This is a genomic window from Candidatus Poribacteria bacterium, assembly GCA_026706025.1.
GTDB lineage: Bacteria > Poribacteria > WGA-4E > WGA-4E > WGA-3G > WGA-3G.
Map to the genome: position 1 here is coordinate 22,924 of JAPOZO010000056.1, position 22,831 is coordinate 45,754.

The 22,831-nt window shown below is 46.9% G+C and carries 20 protein-coding genes; all 20 read left to right on the forward strand.

The genetic code is table 11. The annotated features are described in order from the left end of the window. Positions 1–22: 22 nt before the first annotated feature. The 20 genes from OXH00_12785 to OXH00_12880 all read left to right on the forward strand — a co-directional run bounded on the left by OXH00_12785 (position 23) and on the right by OXH00_12880 (position 22,594). Positions 23–1,549, forward strand: a complete 1,527-nt coding sequence (locus OXH00_12785; GenBank protein MCY3741890.1) for an ABC transporter permease subunit — start codon at positions 23–25, stop codon at positions 1,547–1,549. 129 nt (positions 1,550–1,678) lie between these two features. Beyond that, entirely contained in the window at positions 1,679–2,542 is an 864-nt protein-coding gene (locus tag OXH00_12790; GenBank protein MCY3741891.1) for a hypothetical protein, read from the forward strand. Between the two features lie 272 nt (positions 2,543–2,814). Continuing rightward, positions 2,815–3,726 (forward strand): hypothetical protein, encoded by a 912-nt coding sequence (locus OXH00_12795; GenBank protein MCY3741892.1) that lies wholly within the window; start codon positions 2,815–2,817, stop codon positions 3,724–3,726. Positions 3,727–3,741: 15 nt separating this feature from the next. Continuing rightward, positions 3,742–4,065: a hypothetical protein gene (locus OXH00_12800; GenBank protein ID MCY3741893.1), complete on the forward strand. Its 324-nt coding sequence runs from the start codon at positions 3,742–3,744 to the stop codon at positions 4,063–4,065. A gap of 395 nt (positions 4,066–4,460) precedes the next feature. Continuing rightward, a complete protein-coding gene (locus OXH00_12805; protein ID MCY3741894.1) occupies positions 4,461–5,300 on the forward strand; it encodes a hypothetical protein in 840 nt (279 codons plus the stop codon). A 57-nt stretch (positions 5,301–5,357) separates the two neighbouring features. Beyond that, the gene (locus OXH00_12810) at positions 5,358–6,131 is read left to right on the forward strand and encodes a hypothetical protein (GenBank protein MCY3741895.1); all 774 of its coding nucleotides are present in this window, start codon (positions 5,358–5,360) and stop codon (positions 6,129–6,131) included. Positions 6,132–6,143: 12 nt separating this feature from the next. Next, complete coding sequence (locus tag OXH00_12815) at positions 6,144–7,208, forward strand: WD40 repeat domain-containing protein (protein ID MCY3741896.1); 1,065 nt, start codon at positions 6,144–6,146, stop codon at positions 7,206–7,208. 218 nt (positions 7,209–7,426) lie between these two features. Next, on the forward strand, positions 7,427–7,705 hold the full coding sequence (locus OXH00_12820; protein MCY3741897.1) for a hypothetical protein: 279 nt from the start codon (positions 7,427–7,429) through the stop codon (positions 7,703–7,705). Positions 7,706–7,834: 129 nt separating this feature from the next. Beyond that, complete coding sequence (locus OXH00_12825) at positions 7,835–8,677, forward strand: hypothetical protein (GenBank protein ID MCY3741898.1); 843 nt, start codon at positions 7,835–7,837, stop codon at positions 8,675–8,677. Between the two features lie 57 nt (positions 8,678–8,734). Further along, complete coding sequence (locus tag OXH00_12830) at positions 8,735–9,520, forward strand: hypothetical protein (GenBank protein MCY3741899.1); 786 nt, start codon at positions 8,735–8,737, stop codon at positions 9,518–9,520. Between the two features lie 4 nt (positions 9,521–9,524). Continuing rightward, positions 9,525–10,553 carry a WD40 repeat domain-containing protein gene (locus tag OXH00_12835; protein MCY3741900.1) on the forward strand — a complete coding sequence of 343 codons (1,029 nt, stop codon included), beginning with the start codon at positions 9,525–9,527 and terminating at the stop codon, positions 10,551–10,553. Between the two features lie 136 nt (positions 10,554–10,689). After that, positions 10,690–11,538, forward strand: coding sequence for a hypothetical protein (locus OXH00_12840; GenBank protein MCY3741901.1), 849 nt, complete (start codon positions 10,690–10,692; stop codon positions 11,536–11,538). Between the two features lie 57 nt (positions 11,539–11,595). Then, positions 11,596–12,396, forward strand: a complete 801-nt coding sequence (locus OXH00_12845) for a hypothetical protein (protein MCY3741902.1) — start codon at positions 11,596–11,598, stop codon at positions 12,394–12,396. A 40-nt stretch (positions 12,397–12,436) separates the two neighbouring features. Next, on the forward strand, positions 12,437–13,768 hold the full coding sequence (locus OXH00_12850) for an RNA polymerase sigma factor (GenBank protein ID MCY3741903.1): 1,332 nt from the start codon (positions 12,437–12,439) through the stop codon (positions 13,766–13,768). 278 nt (positions 13,769–14,046) lie between these two features. Then, positions 14,047–15,057 (forward strand): hypothetical protein, encoded by a 1,011-nt coding sequence (locus tag OXH00_12855; GenBank protein MCY3741904.1) that lies wholly within the window; start codon positions 14,047–14,049, stop codon positions 15,055–15,057. Positions 15,058–15,237: 180 nt separating this feature from the next. Then, positions 15,238–18,315: a sigma-70 family RNA polymerase sigma factor gene (locus OXH00_12860; GenBank protein MCY3741905.1), complete on the forward strand. Its 3,078-nt coding sequence runs from the start codon at positions 15,238–15,240 to the stop codon at positions 18,313–18,315. A gap of 186 nt (positions 18,316–18,501) precedes the next feature. Next, positions 18,502–19,491 carry a hypothetical protein gene (locus OXH00_12865; protein ID MCY3741906.1) on the forward strand — a complete coding sequence of 330 codons (990 nt, stop codon included), beginning with the start codon at positions 18,502–18,504 and terminating at the stop codon, positions 19,489–19,491. 10 nt (positions 19,492–19,501) lie between these two features. Further along, positions 19,502–20,524 (forward strand): hypothetical protein, encoded by a 1,023-nt coding sequence (locus OXH00_12870; protein ID MCY3741907.1) that lies wholly within the window; start codon positions 19,502–19,504, stop codon positions 20,522–20,524. A gap of 11 nt (positions 20,525–20,535) precedes the next feature. Next, positions 20,536–21,552: a hypothetical protein gene (locus tag OXH00_12875; protein MCY3741908.1), complete on the forward strand. Its 1,017-nt coding sequence runs from the start codon at positions 20,536–20,538 to the stop codon at positions 21,550–21,552. 10 nt (positions 21,553–21,562) lie between these two features. Next, a complete protein-coding gene (locus tag OXH00_12880) occupies positions 21,563–22,594 on the forward strand; it encodes a hypothetical protein (protein ID MCY3741909.1) in 1,032 nt (343 codons plus the stop codon). Positions 22,595–22,831: the final 237 nt, after the last annotated feature.

Here is a 22,831-nt window from a genome sequence, read left to right on the forward strand (position 1 = left end):
ATCAGGTAAAGGAACATAAAAAATGATTTGGCATATCATCAAACGTGAACTCTTTGACCACATCAATAGCCTGCGCTTTATTTTAACGGTTGTAATGCTTTCCGCCTTAATGATTACCAACGCTGTGGTGCATCTTCGGACGCACCCGAAAAAAATCCGTAATTATTCTGAGAACGTTACCAAATCCTTTAACAAGTTGGAATCTCGGACAGAGTTGTATTCTCTGGCAGAAAAGGGGCCCGGTAACCTCTACAAACGCCCTTCCCCACTTGCCTTCATCGCCGACGGCGGTAATGCTTATCTGCCGGGACATATATTCAACGAGGGGTCTTGGTCGAAAAGCAGTGCAGGTGGCAAGTTAAAAAGCAACTGGTGGTTGAGTTACGGCACTGTGAACCCAGACGCAAAAGATCTGCGTCCGCAGGCAACGAAGATAGATTGGGTATTTATTATCACCTATTTGCTTTCCTTCATTCCGCTCCTATTTACTTTTGATGCGCTTTCTGGGGAGCGAGAACAAGGGACCTTGCGATTGTGTCTTGCGAATCCGATTTCGCGCCCCGTTCTGTTAATCGGTAAATTTTTAGGGACGTTAATAACCGTCCTCATTCCGTTTGTTTTGGCAGTGTTGCTGAATCTGGCGGTGATTTCGATCGATAGTTGGACACAACTGAGCGCAGCCGACTGGGGACGTTTAGGGTTGATCCTGTTGATTGCTTCCAGCTATGCGGGTATCTTTGTCGGGTTGGGGCTGATGGTTTCCGCTGGTACGCGCGAGCCTCGGATGAGCCTTGTTGTGCTCTTATTGATTTGGGTGGCGGCTGTGGTTTTTATGCCATCTACCCTCGGCACCCTCTCCACAAAGTGGATGCCACCTGTCCAAACGATTGATCAATTTCGTGCTTCAAGAGAAGCAATCCTTGACCAGATTAACGCAGACTATAATGACCGATTGAACGCAATCAAAGAAAAAAAGACCCCTAACCTTCCAAACTTAAGTGAACTTCAGAAACTTTTTGAAACGTCACCTGAAGCTGCCAGAGCCGAAGCAGAAAAGTATAGAGCGGCGTGGGAAACGGAGGGTGAGGAAGAATTGGCACTCAAGGCGGAACTCGTCAACAGAGATGTAGAGGTTCGAGAACGCTTTAACCGCGAGTATTTAGACGCACAAATCGCGCAGGTACAGCGGGCAAGAGTTGTAACCCGGTTTTCACCGGCAGCGATTGTCCAATACGCCCTTGAATCAATGGCAGGTACTGGCTTTAACCGGCATTTGCAATATTTAGAACACGTACATGATTACACAAGACAATTTCGACAATTCATCGTCGAAACCGATAGTGCAGACCCACAAAGTCGTCATCTTATCGGTATCCGTGAGGGTATGTCTCAGAAGCCGTTCTCGAGTGAGGCGATTCCAAAATTTGAGGATCAGATCGCCTTCAGCGATACATTTAACACTGCGACCTTGGATCTGCTGCTACTCATTTTACTGCTCGGAGTGTTTCTTTCAGGGGCATTTCTTATCTTCATACGTTCAGCTGTATAACGCAAGCTGAACGTGTGGAAAGGGAAACACCCCGAATCATCAACAACTTATCAAGAATATAGAGATAGCGAAACCTTTCATTGAGGATAGTTATCACAAACCACTTTTACTAATGGAGAGGAACCTATCATGTTGAAAAGATTTCGTGTCGTTTTTAGCCTATTACTCATTTTGGGCTTTAGTGTAACGCTGTCGGCACAGGAAGGGAAAGATGCCTATTTCTTACACGCGCCAGGGAGCTACTGGGTTTACGAAGATCAGGATGGAAATGAATTAACACGCCGTGCCGTATCAGAAAAAACAATTGAAGGGGAGACGTATCATGCCTTCAACTATGAACCTGCTTTGGAGGAGTGGGCAGATTATGATTATCATATCTACCCGAATTTGTACCAGGTTGGCGAAGAGAGGGTTACGTTCTTGATCGGAGAGGAGGCACAGAAAGCAGTCAAGGCACGCTTTACCAAAGAGATGGAAACTTTCATCAAAATAGGAAAGCAAATGAGCCCCGATATTAATATTTTCTATCAGATCAAGGCGGAAGTACAGGACCCGTTCTATGCACTTCCAGCGTCTGTCGCCTTCAACGAAAAATGGGAGGCAACGCAGATAAAAGCCAAAATCACGATGGCCACTTTTCCACCACAAGACCCTGAAGAAATCATAGTTGAGTTCACTATTGTTGAAACAGGCAAGGTCTTAGGGACGGAAAAAGTTGAGACCCCCGCGGGCACTTTTGAAGACTGTTTGAAGATTGAATACCGAACAGAAACAGGTGTAACAACAGTCCCCCCGCAAGACGAAAATCCGCCCGGCGAAACCGTTACGACGCTGTGGGTAACTCCTAACGTCGGAATCGTCAAGTTTCACCAGAAAACGGAGGATATCCTTCTGAAAGTTATTCCGATCCTTGAACCTAAGGATTCAACCACCATCAAAATCCTTAAATTAAAGAGGTATGAAGTCAAATCTGCTGATTCGGATGGCAGATAAACAACTCCCGGCAAGAGGGTCCCCAGATCAAAAAGTCTAAGCAGTTCGTCATCTTTCTCCTCCTGTTTCGATGGATTGCTGGAGGACAAGGATGAGAATCTCGACTATTGGCAGCTGATTACTAATTACTATTTCACTGACAACTAACAAAATTAGGCAACCGTTTTGTCCATCTCCCGCGTCTTTATAATTGAAACGCAGATCTACGTGAACGCGAACAGAATCCCCTAAAGAATCAATCGTTAGGTACGTTAATTGTAAGGAGATAAAAGATGAGAAGAAATTGGTTGATTTCTACAGTTTTGGTGGCTTCAATTATCGGTTTATGCATAAGCCTTCAAAGTTGTGCCAAAAATAAAATAAATCTGCGAAAAACATTGGATACCCAGGAAACCATGCGGGTGCAGGCATATTGGGATCCAATTGCAGATGCTTCGCTCGGTTTGCCCGATCATTCACCGAAGCATGTCGCGCTGTTTAAGAATCTCGTACCGGCGCACGTCAGTCGAGAATATGACGTAGACGCTTTCAAAGCTTTTTTTCCTAAAGGATCCGCTCCTGTTGGACACGTGTGGGAACTGGATATGAACGATGTCCTTCTGTTTCTCCGCCAATTCCACCCAGGGGCAACCGCTGAGATGCACATAAATCCGGGCGGAGAAGGTGCCATAGAGATATTTGGTCGGCATATAACTCTGATAAAGGTAGGTCTGGAGTCAGAGGGTGCCTTCGCATGTCTTCGCGCACTTTCACCGACTTATGCCGAAATTGTTTTCAGAATCCATGCTGAATTCCAACTCGATGAAGAGGCGCGCGCCTATTTTACACCCGCACAATTCACTGGACGGTTGATACTTAATCGGAGCAACGGCACTATTCGCGATTTTTGGCTTCATCTCCCACCGCGTAATACCAATGTTGACCTCAACGCCTTCGGCGGTGCGGATATGGTTTACGTGCCGCGCATGGAACTCATCGCACAAAACGCGCATGATGAGAGTGATATTGTCTGGGAGACTGCTATTACAGAGGCGGTGGCGCAGTCGGCATTAAAGGCTGCCTTCTACAAATCTGCCGAAATTGAGAGGCACCCCGTTAAGGAGGCTGTTGCACAAGCGCAAGTGGAGAATCGCCCTATTCATGTGGTTCTCACATGGGGTGTGTTTGACGACGAATCGTGCTGAGCGAGCGGTAAAACTTTGAGGGCAGTTGTCCTCTCCGATTCAAAAATCGTAAAATTGCTCAATAAGCACTACGTCAACGTATTCCTTCTGATTCGGGATCTGCGTGAACTTCAGAACGAAACGAAGGATGAGTCCATAAGTAGATTCGCAAGCACGATTTCCACAACGTTTGACGCGGCCGTCGCGCGGGGCGTAGATGGTTCTGTCAACAGTTTTGTACTATCGCCCCAATTGGAGTTGATAAGTCATTTACCTTATGAGGATCTAATAAAACCGAATGAGGTCATTGACGATACATACCTGACATTTCTAAAGGATGCTCTGACCAAAAACAAGTAGGTGTGTTCTGAAACTGAAACTATAGGTGTCAATTTAGGGATATTTCTCGTTATTTCGTAGTAGCATCTCTACAAATGCCGCCCCTCTGGGGCTTAGGTCTTTTTGGGCAGCTGCTATAAACATATCGTCCCTACGGGACTGAAGAGGGTTTTGAAGTTATCAAGGGTTCCGCGGAGGATCCGGTTCGGTTGGGAATGCAGATCGCATTTGGGCGAGTACGCCGCAAAACCGAACCTACCGGACCTGGGGATCAAGACGGTTATTTTTTCTAAATTGACACTTATGGTGTGTTCTGAAACTGAAACCAACAAAATTAGGCAACCGTTTTGTCTGTTGCCCGCGTCACTATATATCAAGATTAGGATCTACGCGAACGACATTTAAGGAGACTGAAAATGAAAACCTTAACCATTGCTCTTATTATTCTAATGATGATAGGTGGACAACTGAATGCCGACAACCACTCGGCAGCTAATAACAAAATAACACTTAACCTTGATGGCACATCAGAGGTATTAGTAAAAGGCTTTATTGCACCGATTGAATACACACAATATAACTACCATGTAGAGTGGGACGAGTTGGCAAACCTACGGGTTGCTGAACCTGAAAAGCGGTATCCGACATCGGTTTTTCACGCTTTTCTGCCAGACCAAGCAGTTTCGGTCGGTGCTCTCTGGCAAATCGAGGAAAAAGGAGCGTTGGAATTGCTGAAGCAACTTCACCCCAATCCAAGTCTGAATATGCACATCAATACAGGGGATTCTTACGGTTTGTGGGCGTGCCTGCGTGCTTACAACGATCAATACGCTGACATTGTATTTCGCATCCATGCGGAATTCGTTTTAGAGAACGGTTGGTTTACACCGTCACAGTTTACTGGACATCTTGTTGTTGACCGAATCAAAAAGGAAATTGTGTTTTTCGAGATGTACGTTCCTGAAGGGGTCTTGAATTTTGATGTCAACTGGAAAAGATTTGGCGGGCGCATTACTGACATCGGTTTTTGCCCGCAAATAGAACTCCGTGCCGGAAGGCAAGATGTTTTGCAAAACAACATGTTCACGGAATCTATTACCCAAGAAGCCGCGGAACGCGCCCTGATATTGCGTTTCTACAAATCACAGCAGATTAACTGGGTGTCCCTTGAAGAGGCGTTGAAGATGGCACCAACACAACAAAAACCGGTTCACGCCCTTTCAATAGATGGACCGCTTGCAGACGAGTCGTGCTGAGGGAGCGGCAAAAGCCTGAGGGCAGGTGTCCTCTCCGATGACCGACTTATAGCATTCTTGAATGAGAATTTCATTAACATATGGATACCGAATTCTGAATTAGGGCGCGTCCCGAGCTTACAGGATCCGATTGCCAAGAGACGCGAGCGAGAATCTAAGACGTTTGACACGACGCATGCTTTGGCACAAGCAATCATGAAAGGGTGGAAACAACACTCACCTGCGGACTCTTTGGTAATCTCACCAAAATTTGAATTGATGGGTAGGCTTCCAGTCAATGAACGTATTTCGCCATATAACGGCGCAGAGGGGTATCTTTTATTTCTCCAAGAATCCTTGGATAAAAAACTCCCCGGTTTAGGTGAGGAATCCTCGGAACTGAAACCAACAGATTGGGATACACTCCTTGAAAATGCTGTCGAATCCGGCGCGATTGTAGCTGACGGTTTGAAGGTTGTGCTCACCAATGAGCATCCTAAGCAGGAGATCCTCAGCGTTTTTCGGAAGCCCGATTACACTGTTGTTGAGATTGATACAACTGCGTTTAAAGATGGTGGCTTACTCACTATTGATATCTGGGTGGGAGATGCTGAGGTTGCCGGTTCATTTGACCTGTTTGTTGGTAACACGACAGAACTCGTGTCTGACAACGCGCTTGCCTCTATAAAGGATATTCCAACGAATCAGAGAGAAGTTATCAAGTATCCTTTGGATCGGGGTGGTATCTTTAAGTTAGGGGCTATCGCCAGCGCGAAAGGGAACGGGAAAATCAACGGATTTCTCGCAAAGATCTCTGTGGAACCTGTGTCCGAAAAAAACGAGGGAAATTAAATGGATATGAAAATGACGAAATTAATAAGTTTTATTCTCAGTTTGACCGTTGCTGTATTTCTCGCAAATGGGTTTGCTGGGGGCTTACCCGTAGGTGCTATCGCCCAAATTGATACTGGACAGCAATCTGTTAACGCTATCGCATATTCTCGAGTCGCAAATCGACTTGCAGTGGCAGCGGCAGAAAACATCCGTATCTATGATGCGAATACCTATAAGGAACTGATGGTGTTTGTTGGACATACGGATTCGGTATTAGCAGTTACCTTCTCCCCAAATGGTAAACGCCTCGTGAGTGGCGGTTCAGACGAGACGGTGCGTTTATGGGAGGCAGACACCGGTAAACTTTTGCGGACCCGCGAGGAACATACGGGACCTATCAATGCTGTCGCTTTTTCTGCCAATGGTGAAAAGTTTTGGAGTGGTGGCAACACAGACCCGGCAATTCGATCTTGGTTTTCGGCTGACGGTGGAAAAGCGAGCAAAGGTGGTTTCATGCCTGCGGATGTTTTCACTGCAACAGCATTTCCATCCGGAGGCGAAACCGCAGCGAGAGCCTTGGATAAGGCATCAGCTCACAAAGATTTGGTTAAGTTTTTGTTGGAAAGTGGTGATAACCTTGGGACGAGTATTGCTTTCCTTTCTGGAGTTAACAATCCAGGTATCATATCTGGGCATACGGATTCAGTGAATGTACTAACCCTCTATGCAGATCAGAAGACCCTCGCGACTGGAAGTATGGACAAAACGATCCAACTATGGAATATGGCAGACCCCAAGAAATCGCTTCATATCCTTGCAGGGCATACCGAGGGTATTACAGCCATGGACTTCTCAGTAAATGGTAAACGCCTTGCAAGTGGGAGTTTTGATAAGACGGTCCGATTATGGGATGTTGTCACCGGACAGCATCTTCGGACGCTTACTGGACATACAGGCGAAATCGGTGCGGTGACGTTCTTAGGAGATAAAACACTTGCCGGCATCGGATTTGCTGAAGCCAAAACACTTGCCACTGGAAGTTCAGATGGCACTGTTTTTATTTGGGACCTGAATAAAATCGTCTCAACGGATTAGCGTCTATGTTATAATCTACATGCACAGACATCCGAAATAACAGAGTTATGACATTTCTGATAAAAATGATTTTGTTAGCTACTCTTGCATGAACACTAACAACTATAGAGGAGATTTTGACAATGCTTAGTAACGTTCTTTACATTCTAAATTTTATGGTATACTTGGGTCTTGCAGTATTGCTGGTGTTTATATGTTTACGAACGAGATCAAAGGGATTGATTCTTATTAGCGCGATACTTCTTACCGGTGGAATCTTTAATTCGATTTTTGAACAAGGTATTGATTTCTATATGGAACAATGGATAGCGCGTGAGGCAGCCAGCGACGGCGTGTGGAATATGAATGCTGCAGAGTTCCTAATGGGAGTTGCCTTGGTAGAATCCTTGCTATACGGATGTTTATGTTTGATCGGTGGCTTCCTTGTCTATAGGGAGTGGCGACTCGGAAAGTTTCGCAACCCTCAACCTGAACATTTAGAAGAATCTACGGCATAACGAAATCAATTATAGTAAAGCTCGAAGATATGTGGACACTTTAGCAACACAAAATTCCCGCTTGCAAGCGGGGGGTCCAATTAATTGTGGACTTTACTATAACTTGTACAAACGACAAGGAGATGGAAAATGAGAACCTTAAGCGTTGCGCTACTCGTTCTAATCGTAATAAGTGGACAACTCAACGCCGACAACCCCTCGGCAGCGAACAACAAAATCACACTTAACCTTGACGATACATCAGAAATATTAGTGAAAGGGTTTATCGCCCCGGTTGGAGAGAGTTTGTCTGATAACTTTAAGCAGTGGGACGCGTTGGTAAATCTGCGAGTTGCTGAACCCGAAAAACAACATCCGGCATCGGTTTTCCAAGCTTTTCTTCCGAACAAACCGGTTTCGGTGGGTGACCTCTGGGTACCAGATATGATAAGAGTCGTTACCTTGCTCAGGCAACTGCATCCGAATCCTAATTTCTTTCTCCATATCAATTCCGGCGATTCCTTCGGTTTATGGGCATGCCTGCGTGCTTACAACGATCAATACGCCGACATCGTGTTTCGGATCCATGCAGAATTTAAACTCAAAGACGGGTGGTTTACACCGTCACAGTTCACAGGACATCTTGTCATTGACCGGAACAAAGAGAAAGTCGCTTTCTTTGAGATGTATGTTCCTAAAGGCGTAATAAACTTTGATGTTAACTGGAAGCGAGATAAAGGCTCTATGGTCACAAGCACCGGTTTTTGCTCGAAAATGGAACTCCGTGCTGGAATGCAAGATCTTCTCGAAAACGTTGAATTCACAGCATCTATTACGCAAGCAGCCGCGGAACGCGCACTGATATTGCGTTTCTACAAGTCCGAACAAATCAATTGGGTGCCACTCGATCAGGTGTTGGAGATAGCGCAAGCACAGCAGAAACCGATTCATGTGATCTCCATAGATGGACCGTTAGCCGATGAGTCGTGCTGAGGGAGCGGCAAAAGCCTGAGGGCAGGTGTCCTCTCCGACGACAAAAACATCGAATTCATGAACGAAAACTTTATTAACGCTTGGGTATTAAATACGGAATTAGATCGCACGTCTAAGAAACCAGAACGCATAGCCTATAGACAACAGCAAGGGTTCAACCTTATTGACAAGACGCTCCCATTAGCACAGGCAATCATGAAAGGCTGGAAGAAACATTCACCCGCAGATTCTTTGGTGATCTCGCCGAAACTTGAACTGATGGGTAGACTGCCGGTCAATGAACGAACGCCACCTTACAACGGTGCAAAAGGGTATCTCTTATTTCTTCAAGATGCCTTGGAGGGGAAGTTCCCCGGGTTTCGTGAGGATACCTCAACACATTGGAATACGCTCCTTGAAACCGCTGTTGAATCGGGTGCTATTAAAGATGACGGTTTGAGTGTTGTACTCACCGATGAACACGCCGAGAAAGAAATCCTTAGCGTTTTTCGGGCATCTGATACCGACGCTCACAATTACCACAATTACACTGTCGTTGAGATTGACGCGACACCGTTTAAAGATGGCGGCGTGCTTGCGATTGATGTCTGGGTCGGGGAAGCCGAAGTGTCCGGTTCATTTGATCTATTTGCTGGAGATACTACAAAACTCATGCCAGACAATGCCCTCGCTTCTGCAAGGGATATTCCAACGAATCAAAAGGAAATTATCAAATACCGTTTTGATCGCGGTCAAGTCTTTAAGTTAGGGGCTATCGGCAATGCCAGTGAGAAAGGCAAAATCAACGGATTTCTCGCGAAAATCTCTGTAGAACCTGCGTTCGTAAAAAACGACGGAAACTAAAAATATGAAAATGACGAAATTAGTAAGTTTTATTCCTATTTTGACCGTCGCTGTATTTCTCGCAAACGGATGGGCAGGAGACTTACCGATGGGTGCAATTGCTCGAATTGATGTCGGTGAGGGACCTGTAAACGCCATCGCATATTCTCGATCCACAAATCGGATCGCTGTAGCCGCTGCGAACAGCATCTATATCTACGATGCGAGCACCTATGAAAAACAGATGGTATTTACCGAACATACCGATTCGGTGTTAGCCGTCGCCTTTTCTCCGAACGGCAAACGTCTCGTCAGTGGCGGTTTGGACAAGACGGTACGGTTGTGGCATGCCGACACCGGGAAACTCAGAAATACCCGCGAAGAACACACAGCACCTGTGAATACGGTTGCGTTCTCTGTTGATGGTAAAAGGTTTTGGAGTGCAAGTAGCGAAAACAACACAATTCGGTCTTGGTATGCGCGTGATGGTGGGCGCTGGAGTTCTCGAGTTTCTTCAAATACGAATGTTGTGTTCATAGCAATCGCATGTTCATACAAGGGGGCACCCGTGGCAAAGGCAAGAGCGTTAGATAGTATGAGTGATTGCATTATTGAGTTCAGAGGCGGTAATCATTGGCGTGTTGTAAGTGGACATGCAGATCCGGTTAGCGTCCTAACCCTTTATGCGGATGGAAAAACCCTCGCCACTGGAAGCGCGGACAAGACAATTGAGTTGTGGAATAAAGCAGACACCAACAAACCGCTTCATACGCTTACAGGGCATACAGGCGGTATAACTGCTATAGACTTTTCAGTAGATGCGAAACTTCTTGCCAGTGGGAGTTCAGATAAAACGGTTCGGTTGTGGGATCTTACAACTGGGCAATCCATCCAGACATTCTCAGGACACACAGGTGAAATCGGGGCTGTGATATTCTTAGAAGACAAAGCACTTGTGGGAATAGCACTCGCCAAAGCGAAAGCTCTTGTCAGTGGAGGTTCAGATGGCACCGTTTTCATCTGGAATCTGGACAAAATCGTCTCAGCTGATTAGCGTCTATGTTATAATCTACGCAGATGTACAAGATAACAGATCTATGGAGTTTCTCATACACACTATTTCATTCGGTAATATCACGTGAATACCTACAATTTTTTCAACTTGTGCTAACCATAAGGAGATTTTGAAAATGAAAGCCCTAACCGTTGCCCTTTTCATTCTAATAGTGATGGGTGGACAACTCAACGCCGACAACCACTCGGCAGCGAACAAGAAAATAACGCTTAACCTTACAGATACTTCAGAAGTCTCAGTGACAGGTTTCATCGCCCCGATTGAGAACACCGGCTCCAATTTCCATGTGGAATGGGATGCGTTGGCAAATCTGCGAGTTGCTGAACCTGAAAAACGGCATCCCGCATCGGTTTTCCAAGCGTTTCTTCCGAACAAACCGGTTTCGGTGGGTGACCTCTGGGTACCAGATATGATAGGTATCGTAAACTTGTTTAAGCAACTGCATCCGAATCCTAATTTCTTTCTCCATATCAATGCCGGGGATTCGTTCGGTTTGTGGGCGTGCCTGCGCGCTTACAACGATCAATACGCCGACATTGTGTTTCGGATCCATGCGGAGTTCAAACTCGAAGATGGGTGGTTTACACCGTCGCAGTTCACAGGACATCTTGTCATTGACCGGAACAAAGAGAAAGTCGCTTTCTTTGAGATGTATGTTCCTGAAGGCGTAATAAATTTCGATGTTAACTGGAAACAAGATAAAAACGACTCCCATTTTCATACGACTACCGGTTTTTGCTCGAAAATAGAACTCCGCGCTGGAAATCAGGAGTTGCTGAAGAGCATCAAATTCACAGAAACTATCACCCAAGAGGAAGCCGAACGCGCACTGATACATAAGTTCTATAGATCGGAGCGAATTAATTGGGTGCCGCCAGAGCAGGTACTGGTGCAGGCAGAAGCGCAGCAGAAACCGATTCATGCGATCTCCATAGATGGTCCATTAGTTGACGAGTCGTGCTGAGGGAGCGGCAAAAGCCTGAGGGCAGGTGTCCTCTCCGATGACCGTATTATCAAATTCTTGAACGAAAATTTCATCAATACTTGGGTATCAAATGTCGAATTAGGACGTACCCGCAATAAGCGCGCCTTTATTGCAGCGAGAATCCAGCAAGGCTTCAAACCGTTTGACCAAACCCATCCATTAGCACAGGCAATCATGAAGGGATGGAAGTTACGTTCCCCCGCAGATTCTTTAGTGATCTCAACGGATCTTGATGTGATGGGCAGACTCCCTGTCAATGAACGGATTTCTCCCTACAACGGACCAAAAGGTTACCTTTTATTTCTCCAAGAATCCTTAGATGAGAAACGTCCCGGATTGCCTGAACCTGCCCGGGAACCGCCATCAATGGATTGGAATACGTTCCTTGGAACGGCTGTCGAGTCCGGTGCGATTGTTAATGACGGTTTGAGCGTTGTGCTTACCCGTGAGCATCCTGAGCAAGAAGTTCTCAGCATTTTCCGGACACCCGGACAGGGTTATCAAGACTATACCGTCGTTGAAATTGATACAACTGCGTTTAAAGATGGAGGTGTGCTGACTATTACCATCTCGGTCGGTGATGCTGAATCTCCTGGTTCGTTTGATCTTTATGATGGTAATACTCAGCTTCCGACAGAAGGGGCACCTGATGGTGCGCTTACCTCGGCGTGGGATGTTCCTCCCGGCACAAAAGGCACAATCGAGTATCCTTTTCAGCAAGGCAACGTTTTTCGGTTAGGGGCTACGGGCAGTTGGCTCAGTGAGAAAGGCAAAATCAACGGGTTCCTCGCTGAATTTTCTGTGAAACCTACACCAGAAAAGAGCAACGAAAATTGATCGGTAAGCAAGACCACTGCTTGCTATCTATAGGTGATCTATGGCAAACAATGATGTCGAACTCATCCAACAAAGCCTTGCAGGCGACCAAAGTGCTTTCGCTAATTTGGTAAAAAAATACCAAAAGTCTGTCCACGCGCTTGCATGGCGGAAGATAGGGGATTTCCACATCGCTGAAGAGGTTACACAGGACACCTTCCTGCAAGTCCATAAAAAACTGGAGACCCTGAAGGATCCACATCGGTTTGAGGGATGGCTGTATAGAATCGCTTCACGCCAGTGCCACGCCTGGCTTAGAAAGAAACGGATGCAGACGCAATCGTTGGAGGAAACCGACCCCGCGCTGATAGAAAAGATGACGTATTCTCAATACATTGCCGAAGAGCAGGCAAAGGCTGCGACAGAAGCACAGCGCAGTATCGCCCATAAATTGCTTGCACGGCTGCGGGAAAGTGAACGTACCGTTGTTACACTCCACTACTTCGGAGAAATGACGGTTGAAGAGATTAGCCGGTTTTTAGGTGTGTCGGCGAGTACCATTAAAAGTCGGCTCCGTCGCGCCCGGCTCCGTCTCAAAAAAGCCGAACCGATGATCCGAGAGGCACTGGAGGGTTTCCAAATCAGGGCGAATCTCACCGAGAATATCATGCAAGAAATCTCACGCATTGAACCCGTGGTCCCCGCCGGTGGTAAACCGTTCATTCCGTGGGCAATCGCCGCTTCAACCCTTGCCCTCGTGGTGTTGGCACTTGGTGTCAGCAATGCGTATCTAACGCGTTTCCAGCAGCCTTACAACTTTGATGCCACATCGGAGATGACAGTAGAACTCATTGATACGCCGATTGTTCTGAATCTGGCATCGAAACCGGATGTGCGCACCCAAATCGGTAAGTCTACTATACCTAATAGAGGCAGTGGGTTTACCCCAAGCATGAGTCAATCCGAATATATGCCAAGATTTCTCACCGCACAGACACAGATCGTTACACTCAACGATGCGGAGCCTTCGCGAGATGTTTTGAGTGTCTTCCGGACACCAGACGCTGAATATCAAGATTACACCGTTGTTGAGATTGATACGACAGCGTTTAAAGAGGGCGGTGTCCTCACTGTTGAACTCTGGATGGGGAGCGCAGAGGCTGCGGGGGCTTTCATCCTGTTTGACAGCGACACCGAACTCGCTACAGACGGGATGCCCAAAGTTATACTGACCGCAGCATCGGGGATCGTCCCCGGTAAATCGGGGAGGCTCACGCACCGTTTTGACAAAGGCGGACGTTTTAAGTTAGGTGCCACCGGTAATGCATTCAGTGGAAAAGGAAAAGTTAACTCCTTTCTCGCAACAATCTCTGTAGACTCCGCCCCAAGATAACGCTTATCTTTTTAGAAAACCAACCCCGATATCTACGCCTCAGTGTAACCCCATCTATACAACACTAATCTTATTCCATTTTGACTAAAGTTCAAGTTTTACATCTTTTTTTCACCGTTATGCACGTTTCTGCTTAAAAAATCGCGTCTTTAATGTACGACAGGTATCAAAAATAGGCGTGAAATGCAATAATTTCTTTAAACTGAATAACTCGGTAAAAGGAATAGAATTTAAATCCGAACTGCATTAAGATAATAAATTGGAGGGGAATCGTTAAAATGGAAAATAAACGTCCGTATTCAGTATTCGTAATGCTGATGTTATTGAGTCATGTCCTACTGACAATAGATGTTATCGCACAAGATATAGGTTCCGAGTATATCTCTTTCTCTACTAACAGGAACGGTAACTACGATATTTATATGATAGATAGACACGGCGGTAATCTTCAAGCACTCCTTGACGGTCCCGCAGATGAGATTCACGCGAGATGGTCTCCGAATGGACGCTACTTGGCTTATGCCTCGAATGAAAATGCTGCCTTTTATAATATTTATGTCATGGATATGCGCACCCAACAACGTTGGCAACTCACGGATCTCCCCGCCAATGACACGACCCCGACATGGTCACCAGACGGGACGGAAATCGCTTTTATTTCTGATCGAAGGGGCGAGTATCGGATCTACAAGATGGGTATAAACGGCGAAAAACTTAGCCACTTGACCAAGGGTGGGAGCGATTGGGGGCCCGCTTGGTCTCCCGATGGACAATGGATCGCGTACAATACACTCCAACCTGACCCACCTCACAAACGTGTTTACCTCTATATTGTATCTGCTGATGGGAGAAAGCCGAGACGGCTGGCAACGGCTGTGGAGAAGGGACGCAGTGCGGCATGGTCTCCTGATAGTAAGAAGATTGCCTTTTCCACTTGGGAACTTGGGATAGGACCAAAAATTGCGATTATAGATGTAGAGAGTGGGAAACTCCGTCGTGTGACGCTTGGCGGGCGCGTTCCTGGGGGACGTGTATTCATGAAGTACGCCCCGGCATGGTCTCCAGATGGGAAGTGGATCGCTTATGTTTCGGATAATTTAGAAGTCCAGCACAAGACTTTTCTCTATGTCGTTGATGCTGCAGGTGAGGAACGCGCGGAATCCATTCGACTCACAACACATCTATCAACAAATATATCGCCCGCGTGGGTGCCAGAGCCATTCTTCTCTGTTTCACCAAGCGCAGAAAAAATGACAACGCTTTGGGGCAAACTCAAGCAACATAGATAGTTAGCCATTCCAATCCACAAGGAAAAACAACGCGTTTCTGTAAGCACATGATTTTTTTTGGCACAATGCACGTTTTTCTTCCCAAAATCGCGTCTTTTATAATATAATACTGTATGAGTTGTTCAGTTAAACGTTTTAACGCATACCAACGCTATTAAATCCATTCGTTAGGATAGCCGCATGAAACAAGAAAACGATGCTCAGTTAATCGACGATATCTTGTCTGGCGACACCACCGCATTTAACACTTTGGTCGAAAAGTACCAAAAGAGTGTCCACGCGCTCGTCTGGCGAAAAATCGGTGATTTTCATTACGCTGAAGAGATTACACAAGATACCTTCCTACAGGCATATAAAAAACTTTCGACGCTCAAGAATCCGAATCTATTCGCCGGATGGCTGTATGTCATTGCAAATCGACTCAGCATCAAGTGGCTACGAGAGCAAAAACCTGTCCCACAATCGTTAGAGACCATACCTGTGAACGAGATAGAAGAATCCTCTTATACGCGTTATGTGTCCGAACATCAGGATATAAACGCAACCGAGTATCGCCGCGAACTCGTCCAAAAACTTCTCGAAAAACTCCCTGATAGTGAACGCACGGTTATGACACTTTACTATCTCAGTGAAATGACGACCAAGGAGATTGGCAAATTCTTGGGAGTCTCGGTGCACACGATTACGAGTCGGCTCCAGCGGGCAAGAAAACGTCTACAGCGTGACGAAGAACGCTTGGTTCAGGAGGTGCTCGGCGGTGTACAGGTCTCGGCACGTCTCAGCGAGAATATCATGCGAGAAGTCGCAGAGATAGAAACGACATCTCCACCAATTAGCAAACCGTTGCTACCGTGGGCGGCTTTTAGTGCAGCCGTGGTCTTGATCGTCGTGCTGCTTGGCACAAGCAACCAATACCTTGCGCGCTTTCAGAAACCGTATAGCTTCGAGGCACAATCTGAACCGACTATCGAAATTATTGATACACTTGTTACGCTTGATATCGATTCAAAACCGGATGTCCGAAATCAGATTGGACAAGCTGCGTTCCCCGGAAAAAGCAACAGTCATGGTTTACAGACCTCTGAAACGCCGCTGGCAGCTACCGTCGGAGTGGATGCTGCAAAGTTTTCTACCTCGCAGTGGATGCAGGTATCTGGACCTCAAAAGGGACCCGCCTATGGCATCTTTACGACCCCCGAAGGAACGCTCCACGCCTCTACACAGACAGGTATTTACAGATTACCAACGGGAGAAACGACGTGGGGGCGCATCAATGCAAATCCATCAATTAATAGGGGCTACATATCAATGGCAGCATATAGGGACACCCTCTATATCGCTTCCATTGATGAAATCTTTGCTTCAAATGACGATGGCGAGACGTGGCACGTCTTTTGCTCGCGACCCAGCGGACGTGCTGTTGGATTGGTAATAACCGATGCCCCCGAATCCACCCGTTCGCCAACACCTATTACAATGTATCTCGCTCTCCGAGATAAAGGCGTTTTCCAATCTACGGATGCCGGCACCGAGTGGAATTTACTTAGTGAAGGATTAACAAACAGACGCATTTACAGCATTGCTGCGATTGAAAACAGGGTATTTGTTGGAACAGATGAAGGACTCTACCGCCTCAACGCGGGTGTTTGGCAGGAATTATCGGTGGATGCCGCCAAAACTACCCAATCTCTTGAGAACTTTGAAGACAAGACTCCTACTAACACAGACAGCGGTTTCTATCGTTTCAGCTCAGGTATTTGGGAACAGGTGCCGATAGAATCTGTCAATGCTATTCATGCCTTAGCAGCCTTTGAGAATAATCTTTATGTTGGCATGGGACCGGATCTGTCTATGTGGGCGAGATCGACGAAATCGGAATTAGCGGAATTAGGTGTAATAGTGGATGTGAACTCGGTGCAGGGCGGAATTTTTCGCTCAGCAGACTTGGGGGAATCATGGACTGAGATAACGCCTAAGGATAAACCGCTCTTTTTTACAGTCCTAACCGGTATAAAGCTTTTGGTTGCGGGTGAGACGCTCCTCGTACAAGGTGTTGAACAATTCCGGTCAACAGACGCGGGGCGGACTTGGACGCAATTGGACACTGCCCCTGTTCCGTCTCCACTTGATTTCCGACGAATAGTCGCGGCGGATGAAAGGGTTTTTTATTCAATTGGCGGAGACGGTGTTTATCGCACAACGGATGCTGGCGACTCATGGCATCTATTTATGGCGGGTGTCATAGGAACGGGGATTCGGAGTTTGGTAGCATTCAACAACGGACTCTGTGCGTATACCGGCAGAGACATCGTTCAGTCAACCGATGGTGGCGAATCGTGGAAAAGGATTCCCGTTGATACTGACGATTACTTCATGTTGTCTTATGGTTCAAAGTTAACGGTTAAAGATGGTAAGCTTTATGGCATCGCATCTGAAGTGAAAAATTTTCGGATTTTCGGTCTATCTGCGGAGGGTGATACCCTCGTTCCAAGAGAAAAAACACCTGCTTTTGATGAAGAAATGCTTTCCACCGAGTCGTGGAAAACGCTTGCAGCGGCAGAACAGTTCCATTTGCCTGATGACCTCGAAGAGAACCCTCAGTTGACGAAAACATTGCGCAATATGACTACCTTTGCAAGGGTCGGCGGATTTGCAGTCAGTGGTGAGACATTCTATGTCGAGTACCTCCGGCGGCTTTTCAAGTGGAAACCCGGCGACCCGGAATGGACGGATACTGGATTAATAGACCTTACGCAAAAATCCCCTTGGGGTCAGCGAGGCTATGGGTTCAAGTTAGCCGCATCTGGAGAAACCGTCTACGTCGGGAAGCGAGATGGTAAGTTGTTTCAATCATTTGACGGTGGAAACAGTTGGAGAGATATCACGTTAATCCTTCCGCTTCGTTTTACGTATTTCAAGGAGATAGTTTTTGCGGGATCAACGGTTCATGTTGCAACAGATACGGGTGTTTTGGCTTCACAGAACGGGGAACACTGGCGCGTGCTGACCGATGGAATGGGGCAGAGTCCCGTTATAGACATGTTCGCTGTAGATGGTACCACGGTTTATGGTGCTGGTAATGCGGGTGCCTATCATTTAGGGAGCCGTGGCAAGTGGGAACAGGTTTCTCCAAATGTTCCGGGTAAAATTATCTCTCTCGCCATCAATAACGACAGACTTTATGTTGTTGCCTCACGTCGTGGGTTATTTCACATCCCACTTGATGAGAAATTTCACAAGGCATCAATCAGTGAATAGGTACTAACAGGACTAATCTTGAGGAATTACATACGCGCAATACGTTCTCGGCGAAACATGTTGGGGACCAAAACAGTTTCTCTCCGTATCGCCAAGTGTAGAGAAACAGACGACACTCTGGGGCAGACTCAAGCAAGCGGAAAATGCCGCCAAGTAGATACTGAATTATAAGAGGAATTTGTTAAGATGAAACGTACCCGAACTTATGTAGTGTTATTGCTAAGTATCAATCTGTTCGTCAGCAGTGGACAGGTGGTTTCCGATGAGGTCATCTCTTTTATTTCCAGAGAAGATGGAACGTGTCCTATCATTCTCATGAACACGCAAGGAAAGATACTCAAAAAAGTGATAACAGCACCGGGAAAACCAGGGAACCTGACCTGGGCTCCTGATGGACGTTCGTTTGCCTACGGGTCGCGCCGAACTGGAAGTCCTGATATTCATGTGATGGATATAAAAACGAATACACACCGTCAGTTGACTTTCCATGGTAGAAGAGATATATGGCCCGCATGGTCCCCCAACGGGAAATGGATCGCATTCGTTTCGGATCGTACGGGGTGGATGAGCATCTACAGAATGGATGTCAATGGAGAAAATGTGAAGAAATTGACGAATCGAGGGGACTGCGGCAGACCCGCTTGGTCGCCAGACAGCCAATGGATCGCTTATGCGTTAGCACCGGATAAACTCATTTACGGTCTTTTTGTGATGGATGCTGAGGGTAGAAAGACAAAGAAGATCGCAGAGAATGTGCCGCCCCGCGGCTGCACATGGTCGCCTGATGGTAAACAGATCGCTTTTACCGCGTGGGATGCTGAAGGCGGAATCAATATTTTCAGCACTAACGTGAATGGCAAAAAATTGCGCCAACTCACCTGGTCGGCTTTAGGAACAATCATCTCTCAACCTGTGTGGTCACCGAGTGGGAAATGGATTGCCTATTTTTTGGGGACAAGGCCAGTCGGGTTCGGAGTTCCTGTAGATCAGATTTACGCTAAGGGAGTCATCCGTATTATAGATACAACAGCAAACGGAGAGCGCGAGAAATCAATTAAAGCGACAAAAGGCTTGCTGGCCGGTCCTTCTATTGAGTGGGTGCCGGAGGGATTCCTTTCCGTTTCTCCGCAACCGCACTTGCTAACAACGACATGGGGAGATGTCAAAAAACAGTAGAGGAACTTGTATGAAAACGATACAGTTGTTAGTTTTTGCCATATTGATTCTGTTAGTGCTAAATGTTTGTGCTTTTCCGCTTTTTGCCAAAGCACCGACAACCCCCAAAATACTGTTTACCTCCGCACGCGATGGCAACTATGAAGTCTATATCATGAACCCGGATGGTAGTGAAAAGGTAAACCTAACCCGACATCACGCACATGATCAGGATGCTGTGTGGTCCCCAACAGGCGAACAGATTCTTTTTGTCTCGGATCGCGGGGGTAAACGAGATCTCTATCTGATGAATTTGAACGGCACGAATGTCCGACGCGTCTTCAAATCCAAAACAGAGACCGGTAGAGAAGATCCGGCGTGGGCACCCGATGGTAAACGGATTGCCTACTGGTACCGCAGAGGAAAGGACGGGCCGAGCGGTGTTTACATCGCTACCTTAGGTAAACAAGATGCGGAATATTTCGTGTTGGGTTCGGCACCGGCATGGTCGCCGGATGGCAGAGAAATCGCTTGTGGTGCAGCTGATCCCGGAGGTGCCTGGCTCATATTAGCCGATGTCCGCACACGAAAGTACACACGACTGCTACCCAAGAAAGCATTACCTTGGCAACGCTTTCCATCCTGGTCGGCAACAGGCGATAAACTCGTCTTTGTTGGCCACAAAGATCCCTTACCGGTCATCGCGGGAAAGGGTATAGACGAAGCAAGGGCTTTGCACAACGCATGGACGGACAAACAGACCATCTTCATTGTGAATCGCGATGGCACCGGTCTCCAACAACTCGTTGATGAAGCCGGTAAAGAGGCTGGGGTACCTGCGATATCGCCAAATGGTGAACAAGTTCTTTATACACAGCAAACTAATGTTGAGAATCAGATCTTCAAGCTTGATATAAACAGCGGTGTTCGGACGCAGCTGACGCACATTTCACGAAATTTTGGTGGGGATTGGTTTGATCCGGCGTATGCGTTGCCCGTTTCACCGCAGCCACATTTGCTCACGATTACGTGGGGAGATGTGAAAAAACAATAAAAGGAACTGCTATGAAAAGGATACAGTTGTTAATTTTTGTCATATTGATTCTGTTAGTGCTAAATGTTTGTGCTTCTCCGCTCTTTGCCAAAGCACCGGCGACCCCTAAAATCTTGTTTACATCCTCACGGGATGGCAATCGGGAGATTTACATGATGAACCCAGACGGTTCTGAACAGGTGAACCTAACAGAACATCGAGACGCGGATGTTGATGCCGTCTGGTCACCTACAGGTGAGCAGATTCTTTTTGTTTCTGACCGTGATGGCATCCGAGATTTATATTTGATGGATCCAGATGGAGACAATGTCCGACGCGTCTTCAAAAAGGACGCTTATAGAGACGAACCGGCGTGGTCGCCCGATGGTAAACAGATTGCTTATACATACGCCGAAGGGTTGGGCAGCCCGTCTTTTATTTACACTGCGACCTTAGGGGACCAGAAAGAGGAACTTGTTGTGAGAGGCTTTTTTCCGGCATGGTCGCCCGACGGAACGGAAATCGTTTATATCACCTATGTCCCTATTGGACATGCCCGCCGGGTTACGTTTGTTGATGTCCGCACACGAAAACTGACACGCCTGCTACCCAAGGAAGCAATGGATTGGCAAAACTTTCCGTCTTGGTTAGCAACACGTGACAAACTCGTCTTTTCTTGGAATAAGCATCCGTTGCCACCAGATTTCGATCCGTTGAAAGATCGTTTCCCGCCTGTATGGAGAAACAAGGAGACCATCTACATTGTGAATCGCGACGGCACCGATCTCCAACAACTCGTCGATGAAGCCGGTGCCTACGCGCAGTATCCCGCGTCATCGCCGAATGGAGATGAGGTCCTTTATACACAAGAGGTTGATGGGCACTTCCAACTCTTCAAAATCAATGTGAACAGCGGCATTCAGACACAGTTGACACATGTTGCGGGAAGAAATCTTGGCGGGGATTGGTTTGATCCGGCGTATGCGTTGCCCGTTTCACCACAACCGGAGTTGCTCACGACAACATGGGGAGATGTGAAAAAACAGTAGGGAAACTCCTATGAAAATGATGCAGTTGTTGATCTTTGCTATATTGATCCTGTTGGTGTTGAATGTTAGCGTTTCTCCGATTTTCGCAAAAGCCCCGACAACGCCGAAAATCCTATTTACCTCCGCGCGAGATGGCAACTACGAAGTCTATATCATGAATCCGGATGGTAGCGAAAAGGTGAACCTAACCCGACATCACGCACATGATCTGGGTGCCGTCTGGTCTCCTACTGGCGAGCAGATTCTTTTTGTCTCGGATCGCGGGGGTAAGCGAGATTTATATTTCATGAACTCAGACGGCACCAATGTCCGACGCGTCTTTAAATCCAAAACAGAGACCCGTAGAGAAGATCCAACGTGGTCACCCGATGGTAAACAGATTGCTTATTGGTACCTCAACGGAAAGGACGGACCGAGCGGTGTTTACATTGCTACCTTAGGCAAACAAGATGCCGAATATTTCGTGTTGGGTTCGGATCCAGCATGGTCGCCGGATGGCAGAGAAATCGCTTGTGGTGCGGCTGAACCCGGGCGCACCTGGCTTATATTAGCCAACGTCCGCACACAAAAGTACGCGCGACTTTTACCTAAGAAAGCATTACCTTGGCAACGAACTCCATCCTGGTCAGCAACAGGCGATAAACTCGTCTTTGTCGGAAACAACGCTCCGTTACCGGTCATTCCGGAACTGGATCTGGACAATGCAAAAGCACTGCACAACGCATGGAAGGACAAACAGACCATCTTCATTGTGAATCGCGATGGCACTGGTCTCCAACAACTCGTTGATGAAGCCGGTGAGGAAGTTTGGGCACCTGAGATATCCCCGAATGGTGAACAAGTTCTTTATACACAACGAACGAATGTTGAGAACCAGATCTTTGAACTTGATGTAAACAGTGGGATTCGGACCCAGCTGACACATACTTCACGGAATTTTGGTGGCGACTGGTTTGATCCCGCGTATACGCTACCGGTATCACCGAAACCCCACTTACTCACCACAACATGGGCAGACGTGAAAACCCACAAACCGCATTGAAAACAGATACATAAATTCTTCTTCGCTGGCGGGGTTTCATGAAGATTAAAATATTAATTCGGTAATTTTTAGGAAGTCCGGTTCGGTTAGGAATGCAGATCGCATGAATCAACGGTATGAATGCCTTATGGGCATTCCCCGGGGTGAGTACACCGCAAAACCGAACCTACCGGGCCTGGGGAAATATAGAATTACCGAAATATTTTCTTAAACTTCAACTAATCCCGCCTCTTTCCT